Source organism: Streptomyces cinnabarinus (genome assembly GCF_027270315.1).
GTDB classification, from domain to species: domain Bacteria; phylum Actinomycetota; class Actinomycetes; order Streptomycetales; family Streptomycetaceae; genus Streptomyces; species Streptomyces cinnabarinus.
In genome coordinates, this window is sequence record NZ_CP114413.1 from 1,600,554 (window position 1) to 1,618,720 (window position 18,167).

Consider the following 18,167-nt stretch of genomic DNA (forward strand, 5'->3'; position numbering starts at 1 on the left):
GGCCAGGGCCTAGGAGCCGCCATGAGCAACGGAGACATCTTCCTCGGTGAGGTCATCGGTACCGCGATCCTGATCCTCTTCGGCGCCGGAGTCGTGGCCGCCGTCGTACTGAAGGATTCCAAGGCGAAGGACGCCGGCTGGGTCGTCATCGCGTTCGGCTGGGGCTTCGGCGTGCTGGCCGGGGCGTACACGGCCGCGCCGCTGTCCGGAGGGCATCTGAACCCGGCCGTGACCCTGGGGATCGCCATCGACACCGGGGAATGGGACAAGGTGCCCCTCTACATGGCCGGGCAGATGGTCGGCGCGATACTCGGCGCGGTGCTGTGCTGGCTGGCGTACTTCGCGCAGTTCCAGGCCAATGCGGAGGAGGACAAGGCGCAGCCGACGCTCGGGATCTTCTCCACCGCGCCCGCGATCCGCAATCCCGTGGCGAACCTGGTGACCGAGATCATCGCGACCATCGGCCTGGTGCTGCCGATCCTGGCGTTCGGACTGACCGAGGGGCTCGGCGAGTCCGGTACGGCGATCCTGATCGTCTCGTTCCTGGTCGTCGGCATCGGTCTGTCGCTCGGCGGTCCCACCGGATACGCCATCAACCCGGCCCGTGACCTGGGTCCGCGGTTGACGCACGCCGTCCTGCCGATTCCCAACAAGGGCACCTCGGACTGGGGTTACGCGTGGATCCCGGTGGTGGGACCGCTGATCGGCGGGGCGCTGTCCGGGCTCATCTTCAACGCAGCCTTCTGAAGGAACCGACGAAGGGGACGTCATGACGGACAAGTTCGTCGCCGCTATCGACCAGGGCACCACCTCCAGCCGCTGCATCATCTTCGACCAGAACGGCGCGATCGTCGCCGTCGACCAGCGCGAGCACCGCCAGATCTTCCCCAAGCCCGGCTGGGTGGAGCACGACGCCACCGAGATCTGGTCCAAGGTGCAGGCGGTGGTCGCCGGGGCCATCGCCAAAGCCGGGCTGCGCGCGGACCAGCTCAGCGCGCTCGGGATCACGAACCAGCGTGAGACGACGGTGCTGTGGGACCGCGCGACGGGCAAGCCGGTGCACAACGCGATCGTGTGGCAGGACACCCGGACCTCGGCGCTGTGCAACCAGCTCGGCGGCTCCGACGGGCAGGACCGTTTCCGCGAGCAGACCGGGCTGCCGCTGGCGAGCTACTTCTCCGGGCCCAAGGCGGCCTGGCTGCTGGACAACGTGCCGGGGCTGCGGGCCCGCGCGGAGAACGGTGAGATCGCCTTCGGCACCATCGACTCCTGGCTGATCTGGAACCTCACGGGCGGCACGGACGGCGGCCGGCACGTCACCGACGTCACCAACGCCGGGCGCACCATGCTCATGAACCTGGAGACCCTCCAGTGGGACTCCTCGATCCTCGCCGCCATGAACGTCCCCGAGGCCGTGCTGCCTGAGATCCGCTCCTCCGCCGAGGTCTACGGCACCGCGGTCGGCCAGCTCGCCGGAGTGCCGGTCGCCTCCGCACTGGGCGATCAGCAGGCGGCGGTGTTCGGGCAGGCCTGCTACGACGTGGGCACGGCGAAGAACACGTACGGCACGGGCAGCTTCCTGCTGCTCAACACCGGCAACCGTCCGGTGCCGTCGAAGAACGGCCTGCTGACGACCATGGGCTACAAGATCGGCAGTGAAGCGCCCGTGTACTGCCTGGAGGGGTCCATCGCCATAACGGGCGCCCTCGTCCAATGGTTCCGCGACCAGCTCGGCATCATCCGCACCGCGGACGAGATCGAGTCCCTCGCGGCAAGCGTCGACGACAACGGCGGCGCGTACATCGTGCCGGCGTTCTCCGGCCTGTTCGCGCCCTATTGGCGCTCCGACGCGCGCGGGGTGGTCACCGGGCTCACCCGTTACGTCACCAAGGCGCATCTCGCGCGTGCCGTGCTGGAGGCGACGAGCTGGCAGACCCGCGAGGTCGTGGACGCCATGTACCAGGACTCCGGGGTGCAGATCACCACCCTGAAGGTGGACGGCGGCATGACGAAGAACAATCTGCTCATGCAGCATCAGGCGGATGTGCTCGATGTGCCGGTCATCCGGCCGAGGGTCTCCGAGACGACCTGCCTGGGCGCCGCGTACGCGGCCGGGCTCGCGACCGGGGTGTGGAACGACCTCGACGAGCTGAAGTCGCACTGGCAGAAGGACGTCGAGTGGACGCCGTCGATGGAGGCGGCGGTGCGGGACCGTGAGTACCGCAACTGGCGCAAGGCCGTGGAGAAGAGCTTCGGCTGGCTGGAGGACGGCGAGGGGTAGCCACGCGCGCGTGGGGCGCTCCCACAGCTGCGGCCCGTACCCCGGTCGGCGGGGGTACGGGCCGTGCGCGTGCCGGGTTCAGGTGGTGACGGCCTGTCTGCGGTCCGCGCTCTGGGCCATGGCGTGCTGGACGACGCCGATGAGGACCTCCTTGACGGACTCCCGGTCCCGCGCGTCGCACAGCACGAGCGGCACGTCGTGGTCGAGGTCGAGGGCCTGCCGGACATCGTCGGCCGGATAACGGGCCGCTCCCTCGAAGCAGTTGACGCCGACGAGGAACGGTATGGACCGCCGCTCGAAGTAGTCGACGGCGGCGAAGCAGTCCTCCAGGCGCCGGGTGTCGGCCAGGACGACGGCTCCGAGGGCGCCCTCGGAGAGCTCGTCCCACATGAACCAGAACCGCTCCTGTCCGGGCGTGCCGAAGAGGTACAGCACCAGGTCCTCGCGCAGGGTGATGCGGCCGAAGTCCATCGCCACGGTGGTGGTGTTCTTGCCCTCCACACCGCTGGTGTCGTCGACCGGGCGCCCGGCCTCGGTGAGGTATTCCTCGGTGCGCAGCGGCCTGATCTCGCTGACCGCGCCGACCAGGGTGGTCTTGCCCACTCCGAAGCCGCCGGCCACCAGGATCTTGAGCGTGACGGGCTCGACCGGGGGCTTGCCGCGCTCAGAACGCCCGAAGATCATCGATCTCTTCTCCTGCTTGATGGGGTTCGGGCGACGGTGGGCCGTAGCCTCCGCCGCCGGGGGTTTCGATGACGAGTACGTCGCCGGGGCCGACGTCGGCCGTGTCGCTGCCGCCGAGCGCGGTGACCGTGCCGTCCGCGCGCTCCACGCGATGGGCGCCGAGCGCGCCAGGCGCGCCACCGGCCAGCCCGTACGGCGGGACCCTGCGGTGCTGGGCGAGTGTGGAGACGGTCATGGGCTCCAGGAAGCGGATCCGGCGCACCGCGCCGTCTCCCCCGCGCCACCGTCCGTCGCCGCCGCTGCCGGGCCGGACGGCGAACTCGTCGAGCCGCACGGGCAGTCGCCACTCCAGGACCTCGGGGTCGGTGAGCCGCGAGTTGGTCATGTGGGTCTGGACGACGGGCGCGCCGGGGAAGCCGTCGCCCGCGCCGGATCCGGAGGCGACGGTCTCGTAGTACTGGTGGCGTTCGTTGCCGAAGGTGACGTTGTTCATGGTTCCGGAGCCCTCGGCCTGGATGCCGAGCGCCGCGTAGAGGGCGCCGGTGATGGCCTGGGAGGTCTCGACGTTGCCCGCGACGACCGCGGCCGGCGGTTCGGGGGCGAGCATCGAGCCGGACGGCACGACGATCCTCAGAGGGCGCAGGCAGCCGTCGTTGAGCGGGATGTCGTCGTCGACGAGCGTGCGGAAGACGTACAGGACGGCCGCGTTGACCACGGAGAACGGCGCGTTGAAGTTGTTGGCCAGCTGCGCTGACGTGCCGGTGAAGTCGACGGTGGCGGAGCGGCTCTCCCGGTCCACGCGCACGCTCACCCGGATGACGGCGCCGGAGTCGGTCTCGTAGGCGTACTCGCCGTTGTCGAGGGCGTCGATGACGCGGCGGACCGCCTCTTCTGCATTGTCCTGGACGTGGCGCATGTACGCCTGGACTACGTCGAGGCCGAAGTCCTCGATCATGCGGGCGACTTCGTCGACGCCCTTCTGGTTGGCCGCGATCTGGGCGCGCAGGTCGGCGAGGTTGGTCGTGGGGTTGCGGGAGGGGTAGGGCGCCTCGGTCAGCAGGCCGCGCGTCTTCTCCTCGCGGAAGCGGCCGTCCTCGGCGAGGAGCCAGTTGTCGAAGAGGACGCCCTCCTCCTCGATGGTGCGGCTGTCGGCGGGCATGGAGCCGGGGGCGATGCCGCCGATCTCGGCGTGGTGGCCGCGGGAAGCGACGTAGAAGAGAATCCGGTGACTCTCCGTGTCCGCCGCGTCCTCCGTGCCGAAGACCGGGGTGATCACGGTGACGTCGGGCAGATGCGTGCCGCCGTGGTACGGGTCGTTGACGGCGTAGGTGTCGCCCGGCCGCATCGAGTCGCCGCGGCGCCGGATGACCTCCTGGACGCTGGTGCCCATCGAGCCCAGGTGGACGGGGATGTGCGGGGCGTTGGCCACCAGGTTTCCGTCCGGGTCGAAGAGCGCGCAGGAGAAGTCCAGACGCTCCTTGATGTTGACGGACTGGGCCGTGGACTCCAGGCGGGCGCCCATCTGTTCGGCGATCGACATGAAGAGGTTGTTGAAGACCTCCAGCAGAACCGGGTCGGCTTGTGTGCCGAGATCGGAACTCTCTGTAATCGCCGCACGTTCCATGACCAGATGCCCGTCATCGGTCGTCGCGGCCCGCCAGCCGTCGTCCACGACGGTCGTCGAGCCGGCCTCGGTGATGATCGCGGGTCCGGTGACGGATTCGCCGGGAGGAAGGTCCTCGCGGCGGTGGAGGGGTACGTCGCGCCAGGCGCCGCCCGTGTGGAGGCGGACGGTGTCGGGGGTGACGGCACGGCCCTGGTGGGTGGCCAGGGTGGACAGATCGGGGGGTTCGGTGATGCCGGTGGCTTCCACGGAGAGGGCTTCGACGACGATCGGGCGGTCGAGGACGAAGGAGTACGTGGCGCGATGACGTTCTTCGAAGGTGCGGCGCATGGTGTCGGGCTCGGTCAGCTCGACGGTGAGGGTGGTGTCGGTGCCGTCGTAGCGGAGCTGGGCGCGCCGGACGACCCGGACGCGGTCCTCGGGGACGTCCTCGGCGAGGAGTTCGGAGCGGGCGGCGGACTCCAGGTCGTCGGCGGTCTTCAGGACGCCCGGCATGGCGGCGGCTTCCAGGAGGGCTTCGACGGACTGTTCGCGCATGGCCGTGGTGTCGGCGAGGCCGATCCCGAGGGCGGAGAGAACCCCGGCCATGGGCGGCACGAGGACGGTGCGGATGCCGAGCGAATCGGCGACCCTGCAGGCGTGCTGGCCGCCCGCACCACCGAAGGTGGTGAGGGCGTAGCGGGTGACGTCGTGGCCCTTCTGCACGGAGATCCGCTTGACCGCGTTGGCGATGTTGGCGACGGCGATCTGGAGGTAGCCCTCGGCGACCTGCTCGGGGGTGCGGTCGTCGCCGGTCCGGTCGCGGATCTCCCGCGCGAGGGCGGCGAACCGGTCCCGGACGAGGTCGGCGTCGAGCGGCAGGTCGCCGTCGGGCCCGAACACCTGGGGGAAATGGGCCGGTTGGATGCGGCCGAGCATGACGTTGGCGTCGGTCACGGCGAGCGGGCCGCCGCCGCGGTAGCAGGCGGGGCCGGGGTCCGCGCCCGCGGAGTCGGGTCCCACGCGGTAGCGGGAGCCGTCGAAGTGGAGGATCGAGCCGCCGCCCGCGGCGACGGTGTGGATGTCCAGCATGGGGGCGCGCAGCCGGACACCGGCGATCTGTGTGGTGAAGACGCGTTCGTACTCGCCCGCGAAGTGCGAGACGTCGGTGGAGGTGCCGCCCATGTCGAAGCCGATGACCCGGTCGAATCCGGCCAGCTGCGACATGCGGGCCATGCCGACGATGCCGCCGGCGGGGCCGGAGAGGATGGCGTCCTTGCCGCGGAACTGCCCGGCCTCGGCGAGGCCGCCGTTGGACTGCATGAACATCAGCCGGACACCGTGGAGTTCGTCGGCGACGTGCTGGACGTAGCGGCGCAGCACCGGCGAGAGGTAGGCGTCGACGACGGCGGTGTCCCCGCGCGGGACGAGCTTCATCAGCGGGCTGACCTCGCTGGACAGCGAGATCTGGGGGAAGCCGATCCGCTCGGCCAGTTGTCCCACGGCCTGTTCGTGGGCGGGGTGGAGGTGGCTGTGCACGCACACCACGGCGAGGGCGCGGATCCCGTCGTCGTAGGCCCGGCGCAGCGGTCCGGCGAGGGCGTCGAGGTCGGGGGCGCGCAGGACGGTGCCGTCAGCGGCGATGCGCTCGTCGACCTCGACGACCCGCTCGTGGAGCAGCTCCGGGAGTTCGATGCGGCGGGCGAAGATGCGGGGGCGGTTCTGGTAGGCGATGCGCAGGGCGTCGCGGAAGCCGCGGGTGACGACCAGGAGGGTGCGCTCACCCTTGCGTTCCAGGAGGGCGTTGGTGGCGACGGTGGTGCCCATGCGGACGGCCTCGACAGGCTCTTCGGAGCCGTTCATCAGCAGGCGTACGCCCGCGACGGCCGCGTCGGCGTAGCGCGCGGGGTTCTCCGAGAGGAGCTTGTGGGTGAGCAGCCGGCCGTCGGGGCGTCGCGCGACGATGTCGGTGAAGGTGCCGCCTCGGTCGACCCAGAACTGCCAGCCTGTCACGTCAGTACCCCGCTTCCGCGCCGGTCACAGCGCCCGGAGGCCGTTGATCACGTCGCGCAGAATACTCTCGTCGACCAGTTCCGCCGGGGGGACGGGCCGGTTGACGTGGACGAGTTCCCCGGCGACGAGATCCCCGACGAGGACCCTCACCACTCCGATCGGAAGGTCGAGTTCAGCGGCGAGTTCGGCGACCGACTGGGGGGCGTCACGGCACAGTTCGACGATGTCCACGTGCTCTGGGGACAGTGTCGAGTCCTCTTCCGGGTCGTCCGCCTGCGACTCCGTGACGACCACCGCGATGAGGTCGAGGCGGTGCTGGGCCGCGCTGGTGGTGCGGCCGCGCGTCATCGCGTACGGACGGACGACCGGTCCGGCCTCGTCGTCGAACCAGTGGCTTCTTCCCTGACCGTCTGCGCTCATGTCATCCCACTACCCGCCCGCGGGCAGATCGGTGCGCGGAGCGGCGCCCAGATGCGCACCGACCCGCTTGACGAGGAGCGTCATCTCGTACGCGACCTGGCCGACGTCGGAGTCGGCGTCCGCGAGAACGGCCAGGCAGCTGCCGTCCCCGGCGGCCGTGACGAAGAGGAAGGCGTCATCGAGCTCGACGACCGTCTGACGGACGCTGCCGGCCTCGAAGTGGCGGCCCACGCCCTTGGCGAGGCTGTGGAAGCCGGAGGCGACGGCGGCCAGGTGCTCGCTGTCCTCCCGGGTCAGGTCCTTGGACGCGCCCGTCGCCAGTCCGTCACCGGAGAGCACGACGGCCTTGCGGATGCTGGCGACACGGTCCACCAGGTCGTCCAGAAGCCAGTTGAGCTCGCCGTACGCGGTGGTCGTGGTGTGGTCGGTCACCTTCGGTGCGGTCATCGACCGTCCCCCTTAGTCGTTCCTCGTGGTGCTGTGCCGCTGGTGGCGTCGTCGCCCGCGGCGTTCTCCTCGCGGCCGCGCTGCCAGCCGCGCTGGAGCGAGGCCATGCGGCTGCGTACCTCGTCGGCATCCCGCTCGGAGGGCTCCGTCGGGCTCTCCGTCGGTCGGGCGGGGTCCCGCTTGAGCTGTGGGGCCAGATTGGCCTGGCGTACGCGCCGGGGCAGCGCTCCCGCGCCGGGCTGCGGTACGGGGTCCGGCCCGGTGCCGGAGCCGGTCTGGCGCGACAGAGGCGCCGGGCGCCGGTCCGCGGAGCCGGGGTTGCTGGACTCGATCTCGGCGCGGCGGGTGCGCCGGGGCAGGGCCGGGGGCTCCCCCGTGAGGTCGCGCCCTGCCGCGTCGTCGAAGCCTGCTCGCTCCGTTGCCGGGTCGGCTCCGCCGGGGCCACGGCGCAGGGGTGAGGCCCCCCGTCGCCGGCTCGGCAGCGGTGCCGGGCCGTCGGAGCCGTGGCGGCCGGTGCCCGCGGAAGGCCCGTCCGCCGCCTCGTCCCGTCGGGGGCGCTGTTCGGTGACCGGGCGCCCATGGGAGCTGACCAGCTTGGGCGTGCCGCGCCGGGGCAGCGGGACCGCCGCTCCCAGCTGGTCGCCGGGCGCGGCCGGATCCGGGCCACCGGGGTGCGGCGCGTCGGGCCGGGCGGTGGCGTCCTCCGCGCGGGAGAGGTGGGAGCGGCGCGGGCGGAACAGTCCGCCGCGCTCGTCGGCTTCCTCGTCCAGCGCGTCCGGGAAGTCGCTCAGGGCGTCCAGGTCGACCGGTGCCTCCAGCTCGACCGGACCGTCCAGGAGCTGGGTGGGCAGGCCCGGCAGCGGTACGGGCACCTGGGCCAGGGCGGCCCGCCGGCTCTCCTCCAGCCTGCGGGTCTCCTCCAGCTCGGCCTCCTTGGAGGGGCCAGGGCGGTCCAGACGGAAGCCGATGCCGTTGGTGTCCGGCACGTCGTCCGTGAGCAGGGCGTCGGGGATGAACACGACGGCGGTGGTGCCGCCGTACGGGGACGGCTGAAGAGAGACGCGGACGTTCTGGCGCTGGGCGAGCCGGCTGACCACGAAGAGGCCGAGCCGGTCGGTGTCGGACAGCTCGAACTCGGGCGTCTCGGCGAGCCGGAGGTTGGCGTCGAGCAGCGCGTCGGCGGCCATGCCGAGTCCGCGGTCGTGGATCTCCAGGGTGAAGCCGTTGGCGACGCGCTCGCCGAGCACCTGGACGGCGGTGTGCGGCGGGGAGAACACGGTGGCGTTCTCCAGGAGTTCGGCCACGAGATGGGTGAGGTCCGCGACGGCCGGGCCGGTGACGGCGACCCTGGGCAGTCTACGGACCTCGATGCGCTCGTAGTCCTCGACCTCGGCGACGGCGGCCCGTACCACGTCCATGAGCTGGACGGGCTTGCGCCACTGCCGGGAGGGGGCGGCGCCGGAGAGGATCACCAGGCCCTCGGCGTGCCGGCGCATTCGGGTGGTCAGGTGGTCGAGGCGGAACAGGTCGGCGAGTTCGTCGGTGTCCTCGGTCCGGCGTTCCATGGTGTCGAGAAGGGTGAGCTGCTTGTGGAGAAGTACCTGGCTGCGGCGGGCGAGGTTGACGAAGACCTCGGAGACGCCGGCGCGCAGCTCGGCCTGTTTGACGGCCGCCTCGACAGCGGCGCGCTGGAGGGTGTTGAGGGCCTGGCCGACCTCGCCGATCTCGTTCCTGTCGTACTCCAGACGCGGGACCTCGGTCTCGACGTCGACCTGTTCGCCGGTCGACAGGCGGCGCATCACGCTGGGCAGCCGGACGCCGGAGGCCTCGTGGGCCTCCAGCCGGAGCTGGCGCAGGTCACGGATGAGGCCGCGGCCGACGCGGACGGACAGGAACAGCGAGACCAGCAGAGCGAGGAGACCGAGCACTCCGGCGACGGCCGCCTTGGCGATGACGCCCATCGCGACCGGCCGGACGCGGTCCTGATAGCGGTCGCCTGCCTGGTCGTTGAGCTCGGCGACCTCTTCGAGCACATTGCCCGCGGCGGTGTCCCAGCTCTTCGCCGTGACCCCGCTGGGCGTTCCGGCCCCGGTGGAGACGGCGGACTGCTCAGCGACGCGCAGGGGGGCGCTGGCGGCGTTCTTCCAGAAGCGGGTGAAGCGGTCCCGCTCCCAGGACGGCAGCAGGGGGAGGTTGACGTCGTAGAGCAGCGTTCGCTGGGCGGCGTAGTCGGAGACCTCGCGGATCTCCTCGCGGGTCAGCCTGCCGACGATCAGCGCGGAGCCGAGGAGGGCGTCCTCGCGGGACAGCAGCTCGCGGGCGCGAGCGAGGTTGACCAGCGCACGGTACTGCTTGTCCATCTCCACGTTGTCGACGACGTGGAGGTTGGCGAGCAGCACATAACAGGGGTCGACCAGGCTGTTGTAGAGGTTGAGGGCGGTGGCGCGGTTGACGGTGCCGTCCTCGACGCTGCGGCGCAGGGAGGCGATGCCGTCGAAGGCGTCCAGGACGGCGGTGAGGCGCTCGTCCGTGCCTTGGCCCATCGCGTCTCGTACATCAGGGTTCTTGGCGTTCCTGCGAATCTCGGCGACGGCTTCGTCGGTGGCGTTGCGGCTGCGCTTGAGGGCGGCGAGCCCGTCGGAGGCGCGCGGGTCGGCGAGGTGGACGAGAGTCTGGCGGCGTTCCTGCTGGAGGACACGGACCGTGTCCTCGATGGGGTAGCCGATCTTCTCCACGACGGACGACACGTTGAACAGCTGCTGTGCCTCGCGACCCGTCAGTACCGTGGCGAAACCCCAGATGGCGGTCAGGGACACCAGCGGCACGAGAAGCAACGCCACGATCTTCCGGCGGATGGACTTCCCGCGAAAGCGCATGGCCTCCCCCAGCTCGACCCCCACCGGACGGGGGTACACATGTGCGTCAACAAACGGCGCGAGCCTACTACCGACGCACAGGTAACTCGAAGAGCCGTCCGGAAGCTTGACTTCCGCCCCGGGGGCGAGACGTGGGGAGTTGTCCGGCCATTGGGGGAGATTGCCTCCCGGAATCCGGCGTCGACCAGTCGAACACGCCCCACTCATCCGCGGCGCCAATTGGCCGGAATTTTTCCCTCGTTGGGAATCTTCGGGCGATGCCGGTCGTCCTTCTCTATGGGAAACGGGGGCGGAATCGGCCACAGGAGCCGCGTCTCGCCTCCCGGCGGCGTAAATCAGCGCAAGCCGGGCAGCCACTGGGGAACCGGGTCTTCGGACGCGGAAGCGAGCGGTCTACCGGCGGTGGGGAGTGACACGGTGATGGGCACGGCGGAGCGGCGCGAGGCGCCCGAGGACGGCGGAGTGGCGGTGCGCTCGACGGTGCGCCAGGGTCCTCAGGTACCGGATCCCGATATTCCGGCGGACCGGGGCGAGGTTGTGCGGGATGCGCGGGCGAAGTCGGTGGCGTCTGTGAAGGTCACGCGGTCCGACCAGGAGGGCGAGCACGAAGAGGCGCTGGGGCACACCGCCTATCGCCCGTTGTGGATCGAGGAGCCGGCGCGACGACGCCGGATGCCAGATCCGGTGCGGACGGCGGCGGTTCGCGCGGTCCTGATCATCGCGCTGACGCTGATACAGGCGATGGTGGCCTTCCTGTGCACCCTGGCCGGATCCTGGTTGGCCTTCCCCATGGTGCTCAGCGGCGTGGCCAGCACCGTGGTCGCCACCTGGGCGGCACTGGACGTCTGGGTGACCCGCCAGGTGTGGAACCAGCGCCACGGCGTGGTCTCGACCCCGGCCAGCACCGCGCGTGCCCTGCGCCGAGAGCGCCGCAAGGCCCGACGCCAGGCACGGGCGGCCGAGCGCACCCAGGAGCGGATACGCGGGCGGGGTGGCGCCGGGCAACTGTCGCACCCTTGAGCTGAGGGTCCGGGCCCAGCAGTCGTCCATCCCATGAGGGACCGGATCAAGCCAGCCCGCCCCCGCCCCGCTCACACGCTCCCGAACATCACCGGCCGCCCCGTTTTTCAGGCGGCCCCCGACGCCACCCGCCGCTCCGCGCGCTCGAGTTCCTTCCGTGCCCGCATGAAGGGGCGCGGCCGGTCGACGGAGAGCACGGCGGTGGTGCGGCCGTCCCGTTCGTAGAGGGCGAGCAGGCCGCCCTCGGCCGGTGCGCCGCCGGTCGGACCGCCCTCGATCAGGCCGCCCTCGGTGATACGGACCGTGTCACCGTCCCGGCGGCGGCCCGCGAACTGGATGCGGGCGCCGTACTGGTCCGACCAGAAGTAGGGCAGGGACCGGACCGTCTCGGCACTGTGCCCGGCGAGCAGGTTGGCGACGGCGACCCGGGGTTGCTCCGTCGCGGAGGTCCAGTGCTCGGCGCGGTGGCCGCCGACGCGGGCGACGTCGCCGACGGCGACCACTTGAGGCAGGACCGTCATACAGCCGTCGTCGCACAGGACGCCGTCGTGCAGGGCAAGCGGGGAGCCCGCCAGCCAGCCGGTGTTGGGGGTGGCGCCGATGCCGACGATGACGACGTCGGCGGGAAGGGTACGGCCGTCGGCGAGGGCCACTCCGGTGACGGCGGCCGTGCCGCGCAGACCGGCCACACCGGCGCCGGTGACCAGTTCGGCCCCGCCCCGGCGGTGCAGGGCGGCGCACACGGCGGCCAACTCGGGCCCCAGTTGGGGGACGAGCGGGAGCGGGGCGGCTTCGACCACGGTGACGGCGTGGCCGAGGGCGACGCAGGAGGAGGCGGTCTCGGCGCCGATGAATCCGCCGCCGATGACGACGACACGACGTGGGCCTCGGGTGAGTTCCGCGCGCAGTGCGCGGGCGTCGTCGAGGGTGCGGAGTGTGTGGACGCCGTCCAGGTCGGTGCCGGGGAGGCGGCGGGCCGAGGCGCCGGTGGCGATAACGACGCCGTCGGTGGACACGGTGCGGCCGTCGTCGAGCAGGACCGTACGGCCGCGGGCGTCGAGACCCCGGGCGCGGGTGCCGAGGAGCCATTCGGCGTCGAGTTCCGCGGTCTCGTCGGCGTCGGCGAGGGCGAATTGGTCCTCGTCGGCCCGGCCGGTGAGGAAGTCCTTGGAGAGGGGAGGCCGGTCATAGGGGCGGTGGGGTTCGTCGCCGACGATCACCAGCCGTCCGTCGAAGCCCTGGGCCCGCAGTTCCCGGGCCGCGTACAGACCGGAGAGGGAGGCGCCGACGACAGTCACGGTCCTCATGCGATGCGGCTCCGATCGGTGGAGGCGTGCCGCCGGTTCAGTGGCCGGATCCGCGTGTTCATGCCGCCGTGCCCTCCTCCGCCGCCAGGTGGACATGGATGACGCCGTCCTCGACCGTGACCCGGTGGGTGCGGACGGGACGGCGGGCCGGGAGGCAGGTCGGCCGGCCGGTGCGCAGGTCGAATGAGGCGGCGTGCAGCGGGCATTCGACCAGACAGCCCTCCAGCCAGCCCTCGGAGAGGGAGGCGTCCTGATGGGTGCAGGTGTCGTCGATGGCGTACAGCTCGCCGTCGTCGGTATGGAACACGGCGACGGGCGGTGTCGTCTCGACACGGACGGACTCGCCCTCGGGGAGGTCTTCGAGGCGGCAGACGGGAATCACGGGCCCCCCTCTCGGTCCGGGACACTGGGCCCGGACATGTGTGGTCCAGGTGCAGCAAGAAGTGCGGGGTGCGGACCTTCGTCGTTCGGTCCGGCTCCGGAGAGACAGCCCGGGAACGCGGTGTTCCGGGGTGCCGTACCGCAGTGCACGGGGTTCCGGGACGCCGTCGGTCCGGAGCCGGGTGCGGCCGTAGGTGCTGTTCGGCCCCTTCCTAGGGCCGGACGCTTCGGTAACATGATGTTTCGTATGGCGCACCAGCAAGCGCTATGCGCAACAGAATCCGGGCGGGACGACCGTCGCGTCAAGGGTTTCCCGCAGATGCGGCCCGAACCGGGCCCACAGGTGGTGAGAGTTGAGCCATGACCCGCACGCAGAGGCAGCAGTCCGACCCAGGTGAGAGCACGGCGAGCCCGGAGAAGCAGAGCGGAAGAGGCGCGGCGAGCGCGGTGCAGTCGGTGGACCGGGCCGTGAGCGTCCTGGAGATCCTCGCCCGGCACGGCGAGGCGGGCGTCACCGAGATCGCCGACGAGCTGGACGTGCACAAGTCGACGGCCTTCCGGCTGCTCGGCGTCCTGGAGAACCGCGGCCTGGTGGCCCAGGCGAAGGACCGCGGCAAGTACTACCTGGGGGCGGGCGTCCTGCGCCTCGCGGGGGCGGCGGCGGTGCGGCTGGACATCTCGCAGGAGGGCGTCCCGGTCTGCCGGGAACTCGCCGACGAGCTGGGCGAGACGGTCAACATCGCCGTGCTGGACGACGACGCCGCGGTCAACATCATGCAGGCCCGCGGCACCGCGTCGGTGACGGCCCAGAACTGGCTGGGCCGGCGCACCCCGCTGCACGCCACCTCCAGCGGAAAGGTGCTGCTCGCGCATATGCCGCCCACACTGCGGGAGGGCCTGCTGGCCCGGCCGTTGCCGCGGTTCACGGAGCGCACGATCACCGGCGCCTCGGTGCTGCGCGGCGAGCTGGAGGCGGTGGTGGAGCAGGGGTACGGGATCACCATCGAGGAGCTGGAGCTGGGGCTCGCGGCCGTCGCGGCGCCGGTGCGGTCGCACGACGGCAAGGTGATCGCGGCGATCAGTGTCTCGGGGCCGGTCTACCGGCTGAACAGCGACCGGGTGCCCGAGCTGGCGAAGCGTACGGTCGCGGCCGGGTCCGAGCTGTCGCGCCGTATGGGATACGGCTTCTGACCGACGGACGTCCAGACACGCGGCTGCGCGAACAGCGGCGCGGGACCGGGAATCTCCTGGTCCCGCGCCGCTGTGTGTCCGGAGCGTTTCCACTCACCGGCGCCTTTTGCCAAGGGTTAACTCGCACCTCTTGACGGCCGCTTGATGGCGTTCTCAATATGTTCCTCATCGCGCAACCCATCGTGCATTGCGCAACAGCAGAGGAGCTTGGTCGTGCCACACGAGGTCCGTGCCGTAGTCGCTGTGAAGAAGGGCGCACCCGTCGAGGTGCGGACGATCGTCGTCCCCGACCCGGGGCCCGGTGAGGTACTGGTCGCGGTGCAGGCCTGCGGGGTCTGCCACACGGATCTGCACTACCGCGAGGGCGCGATCAACGACGAGTTCCCGTTCCTGCTGGGACATGAGGCGGCCGGCACCGTCGAGGCGGTCGGCGAGGGGGTCACCGACCTCGCCCCCGGCGACTACGTGGTCCTCGCCTGGCGTGCTCCGTGCGGCAGTTGCCGCTCCTGTCGCCGCGGCCGCCCCTGGTACTGCTTCGACTCCCGCAACGCCACCCAGCCGATGACCCTGCTCGACGGCACGCCGCTCAGCAACGCGCTGGGAATCGGCGCCTTCGCCGAGAAGACGCTGGTCGCCGCGGGACAGGCGGTGAAGATCGACCCGGCCGCCCGCCCGGAGGCCGCCGGTCTCATCGGCTGTGGCGTCATGGCCGGTTACGGCGCCGCCGTCAACACCGGCAACGTCGGCCGGGGCGACTCGGTCGCCGTCATCGGCTGCGGCGGCGTCGGCAACGCGGCCATCGCGGGCGCCTGCCTCAACGGCGCCATGAAGGTCATCGCCGTCGACATCGACGACAAGAAGCTGGACCAGGCGGAGAAGTTCGGTGCCACGCACACCGTCAACTCCCGTGGCACGGACCCGGTGGAGGCGGTACGGGCGCTGACCGACGGCCATGGAGTGGACATCGCCATCGACGCCGTAGGCCGCCCCGAGACCTTCCAGCAGGCCTTCTACATGCGCGATCACGCGGGCCTGCTGGTGCAGGTCGGCGTCCCCTCCCCCGAGATGAAGGTCGAACTCCCGCTGATCGACGTGTTCTCGCGCGGCGGCGCGATCAAGTCCTCCTGGTACGGCGACTGTCTGCCGAGCCGGGATTTCCCGTACCTCATCGACCAGTACCTCTACGGGCTGCTGGACCTCAACGCCTTCGTGACCGAGACCATCGCCCTCGACCAGGTCGAGGAGGCGTTCGCCAAGATGCACCGGGGTGAGGTGCTGCGCTCGGTCGTGGTCCTGTAAGCACCGTTCACAGCCCGGAACCACCGTCCCCGGAGACCACTGCCGCCCCGAGAACCCCCTGAGACCCCCACCCCGCAAGGAGGGGCATGTCCAGTACGCCCGAAAGCCAGTCCCCCCGCGTGGTCGTCATCGGCGCCGGCATCGTCGGCTGCTCACTCGCCGACGAGCTGACCGCACGCGGCTGGACCGACGTCACCGTCCTCGAACAGGGCCCTCTGCCCGCCCCCGGCGGCTCCACCTCGCACGCCCCCGGACTCGTCTTCCAGACCAGCCCGTCCAAGACGCTTGCCGAGTTCGCCCGCTACACGGTCGAGAAGTTCAACGCGCTCAGCGTCGACGGGGTTCCCTGCTTCGACCCGGTCGGCGGCCTGGAGCTGGCCACCACCCCCGAGCGCCTCGCCGAGCTGCACCGCCGAGCCGGATACGCCGCCGCCTGGGGCATCCGCGGCGAGATCATCAGCCCCGCCCGCTGCAAGCAACTGTGGCCGCTGCTCGACCAGTCCGTGGTGCTCGGCGGCTTCCACACCCCGGACGACGGACTGGCCCGCGCCCTCCTGGCGGCCCGTGCCCAGATGGAACGGGCCACCGCGAGGGGCGCCCGCTTCCTGGAACGCCACACCGTGACCGGCATCGAGAGGGAAGGCGACCGGGTCACCGCCGTGGTCACCGACCGGGGCGCCTTCCCCGCCGACCACGTCGTGTCCGCGGCCGGATTCTGGGGCCCGGTGATCGGCCGGATGGCCGGCGTCGACGTACCCCTCCAGCCGCTCGCCCACCAGTACGCGCGGACCAAGCCGCTGCCGGAGCTCGAAGCGGCCACCACGGAGGCCTCGAAGCCCATCCTCCGCTTCCAGGACCGCGACCTGTACTTCCGCGAGCACACCGACCGCATCGGCATCGGCTCCTACGCGCACCGGCCGCTGCCCGTGGACCCGTTCGCGGTGCTGCCCTACGACGAGGCCCGCGCCCAGGACCTCGACATGCCCTCCTCGTTCCCCTTCACGCCGGAGGACTGGGCGCCGAGCTGGGAGGACTGCCGCTGGCTGATCCCGGCGCTGCGGAACGCCGAGATCGAGGAGGGCTTCAACGGCGTCTTCTCCTTCACCCCGGACGGCATGCCGGTCCTCGGCGAATCGCGGCACGTCAGAGGGTTCTGGCTGGCCGAGGCCGTCTGGGTCACCCACTCCGCCGGAGTCGCCAAGGCGGTCGCCGAGTGGATGGTGAACGGCCGCCCCGCCCTCGATCTGCACGAGTGCGACCTCACGCGGTTCGAGGAAGCGCAGCGTTCACCGGCGTACGTCCGTGAACGCGGTTCACAGCAGTTCGTCGAGGTGTACGACGTACTCCACCCCCTCCAGCCGATGGAGCGGCCCCGTCCGCTGCGCGTCAGCCCCTTCTACGCCCGTCAGCAGCAGCTCGGCGCGTTCTTCCTGGAGGGCGGCGGCTGGGAGCGCCCGCACTGGTACGAGGCGAACGCGCCTCTCACCGACGCGATCCAGCTCCCGCCGCGCGACGCCTGGTCATCCCGCTACTGGTCCCCGATCGCCGCGGCGGAGGCGAAGGCGACCCGCGAGAAGGTCGCCCTCTACGACATGACCCCGCTGCGCCGCCTGGAGGTCACCGGCCCCGGCGCCCTGGACTTCCTCGACCGCATGACCACCAACAACCTCCGCAAGAAGCCCGGCGCGGTCACCTACACCCTCCTCCTCGACGAGACCGGCGGCATCCGCTCCGACCTCACCGTGGCCCGGCTCGCCCCCGACCGCTTCCAGGTCGGCGCCAACTCCCCCGCCGACCTGGACTGGCTCCTGCGGCACGCGCCCGAGGACGTCCACCTCCAGGACATCACCTCCGGGACCTGCTGCATCGGCGTCTGGGGCCCCCTCGCCCGCGCCCTCGTCCAGCCCCTGACCCGCGACGACTTCTCGCACGAGGCGTTCGGCTACTTCCGCGCGAAGGAGACCTACCTCGGCCACGTCCCCGTCACCGCCCTGCGCCTGTCGTACGTCGGCGAACTCGGCTGGGAGCTCTACACCACCGCCGACCTGGGCCTGCGCCTGTGGGACACCCTCTGGGAGGCGGGCCGGGACCTCGGTGTCGTCGCCGCCGGCCGCTCGGCCTTCAACTCCCTGCGCCTGGAGAAGGGGTACCGGGCCTGGGGCGTCGACATGACCGACGAGCACAACCCCTACGAGGCGGGCGTCGGCTTCGCGGTCCGCGGCGACAAGGAGTTCCTGGGCCGCGCCGCCCTCGGCGACGAGCCCGTCACCCGCAGACTCACCCCCCTCCTCCTCGACGACCCCGCCGCAGTCGTCCTCGGCAAGGAGCCCGTCCACGTCGACGGCGTCCCCTCCGGCTACGTGACCAGCGCGGCGTACGGCTACACGCTCGGCCGCTGCGTCGCGTACGCCTGGCTGCCGGTGCTGCCCGTCGGCACCGCCGTGCACATCGCCTACTTCGGCGAGAAGGTCCCGGCCACGGTCGCCGAAGAGCCCCTGTTCGACCCGAAGATGACCCGCATCCGCCGCTAGGAGGTGGCCGTGTCACCCATGTACGACGTGATCGTCCGCGTGCTCGGCCCGGAGAGGTTCGGCCCGGTCCACGGCCACCGCGCCCGTCTGAGCCGCATGTCGACAACAGGAGCA

Annotated in this window: 13 protein-coding genes; 6 read left to right on the top strand and 7 right to left on the bottom strand. The window is 71.3% G+C overall.

Going from position 1 to position 18,167, the window contains the following annotated elements; translation table 11 throughout:
• The first annotated feature begins 21 nt into the window (after nt 1-21).
• A complete protein-coding gene (locus STRCI_RS07150) occupies nt 22-747 on the top strand; it encodes an MIP/aquaporin family protein (protein WP_269658005.1) in 726 nt (241 codons plus the stop codon).
• A 22-nt stretch (nt 748-769) separates the two neighbouring features.
• Nucleotides 770-2,281 (top strand): glycerol kinase GlpK, encoded by a 1,512-nt coding sequence (gene glpK, locus STRCI_RS07155; RefSeq protein WP_269658006.1) that lies wholly within the window; start codon nt 770-772, stop codon nt 2,279-2,281.
• 78 nt (nt 2,282-2,359) lie between these two features.
• Here glpK and STRCI_RS07160 read toward each other — a convergent pair whose 3' ends face one another.
• The 5 genes from STRCI_RS07160 to STRCI_RS07180 are packed head-to-tail and all read right to left on the bottom strand — an operon-like array spanning nt 2,360 to nt 10,324.
• On the bottom strand, nt 2,360-2,965 hold the full coding sequence (locus STRCI_RS07160) for a GTP-binding protein (protein WP_269658007.1): 606 nt from the start codon (nt 2,963-2,965) through the stop codon (nt 2,360-2,362).
• Nucleotides 2,946-6,581 carry a hydantoinase B/oxoprolinase family protein gene (locus STRCI_RS07165; RefSeq protein ID WP_269658008.1) on the bottom strand — a complete coding sequence of 1,212 codons (3,636 nt, stop codon included), beginning with the start codon at nt 6,579-6,581 and terminating at the stop codon, nt 2,946-2,948. The genes STRCI_RS07160 and STRCI_RS07165 overlap by 20 nt, the downstream gene beginning before the upstream one ends.
• A gap of 24 nt (nt 6,582-6,605) precedes the next feature.
• Nucleotides 6,606-7,001 carry a DUF742 domain-containing protein gene (locus STRCI_RS07170; RefSeq protein WP_015661898.1) on the bottom strand — a complete coding sequence of 132 codons (396 nt, stop codon included), beginning with the start codon at nt 6,999-7,001 and terminating at the stop codon, nt 6,606-6,608.
• A 9-nt stretch (nt 7,002-7,010) separates the two neighbouring features.
• Entirely contained in the window at nt 7,011-7,448 is a 438-nt protein-coding gene (locus STRCI_RS07175) for a roadblock/LC7 domain-containing protein (RefSeq protein WP_269658009.1), read from the bottom strand.
• Nucleotides 7,445-10,324 (bottom strand): nitrate- and nitrite sensing domain-containing protein, encoded by a 2,880-nt coding sequence (locus STRCI_RS07180; protein ID WP_269664503.1) that lies wholly within the window; start codon nt 10,322-10,324, stop codon nt 7,445-7,447. Before STRCI_RS07180 ends, STRCI_RS07175 begins: the two co-directional genes overlap by 4 nt.
• Before the next feature lie 420 nt (nt 10,325-10,744).
• On the opposite strand from STRCI_RS07180, the gene STRCI_RS07185 reads away from it, so the two are divergent.
• Entirely contained in the window at nt 10,745-11,344 is a 600-nt protein-coding gene (locus tag STRCI_RS07185) for a hypothetical protein (protein WP_269658010.1), read from the top strand.
• Nucleotides 11,345-11,451: 107 nt separating this feature from the next.
• Here STRCI_RS07185 and STRCI_RS07190 read toward each other — a convergent pair whose 3' ends face one another.
• Nucleotides 11,452-12,651 (bottom strand): NAD(P)/FAD-dependent oxidoreductase, encoded by a 1,200-nt coding sequence (locus STRCI_RS07190; RefSeq protein ID WP_269658011.1) that lies wholly within the window; start codon nt 12,649-12,651, stop codon nt 11,452-11,454.
• A 58-nt stretch (nt 12,652-12,709) separates the two neighbouring features.
• Nucleotides 12,710-13,033, bottom strand: a complete 324-nt coding sequence (locus STRCI_RS07195; RefSeq protein ID WP_269658012.1) for a bifunctional 3-phenylpropionate/cinnamic acid dioxygenase ferredoxin subunit — start codon at nt 13,031-13,033, stop codon at nt 12,710-12,712.
• A gap of 359 nt (nt 13,034-13,392) precedes the next feature.
• On the opposite strand from STRCI_RS07195, the gene STRCI_RS07200 reads away from it, so the two are divergent.
• From STRCI_RS07200 to STRCI_RS07210, 3 genes are all read left to right on the top strand, one after another.
• The gene (locus STRCI_RS07200) at nt 13,393-14,223 is read left to right on the top strand and encodes an IclR family transcriptional regulator (RefSeq protein ID WP_269658013.1); all 831 of its coding nucleotides are present in this window, start codon (nt 13,393-13,395) and stop codon (nt 14,221-14,223) included.
• 213 nt (nt 14,224-14,436) lie between these two features.
• Entirely contained in the window at nt 14,437-15,522 is a 1,086-nt protein-coding gene (locus tag STRCI_RS07205) for an S-(hydroxymethyl)mycothiol dehydrogenase (RefSeq protein ID WP_269658014.1), read from the top strand.
• A gap of 86 nt (nt 15,523-15,608) precedes the next feature.
• Nucleotides 15,609-18,053 (top strand): GcvT family protein, encoded by a 2,445-nt coding sequence (locus STRCI_RS07210; RefSeq protein WP_269658015.1) that lies wholly within the window; start codon nt 15,609-15,611, stop codon nt 18,051-18,053.
• The last annotated feature ends 114 nt before the right edge of the window (nt 18,054-18,167 follow it).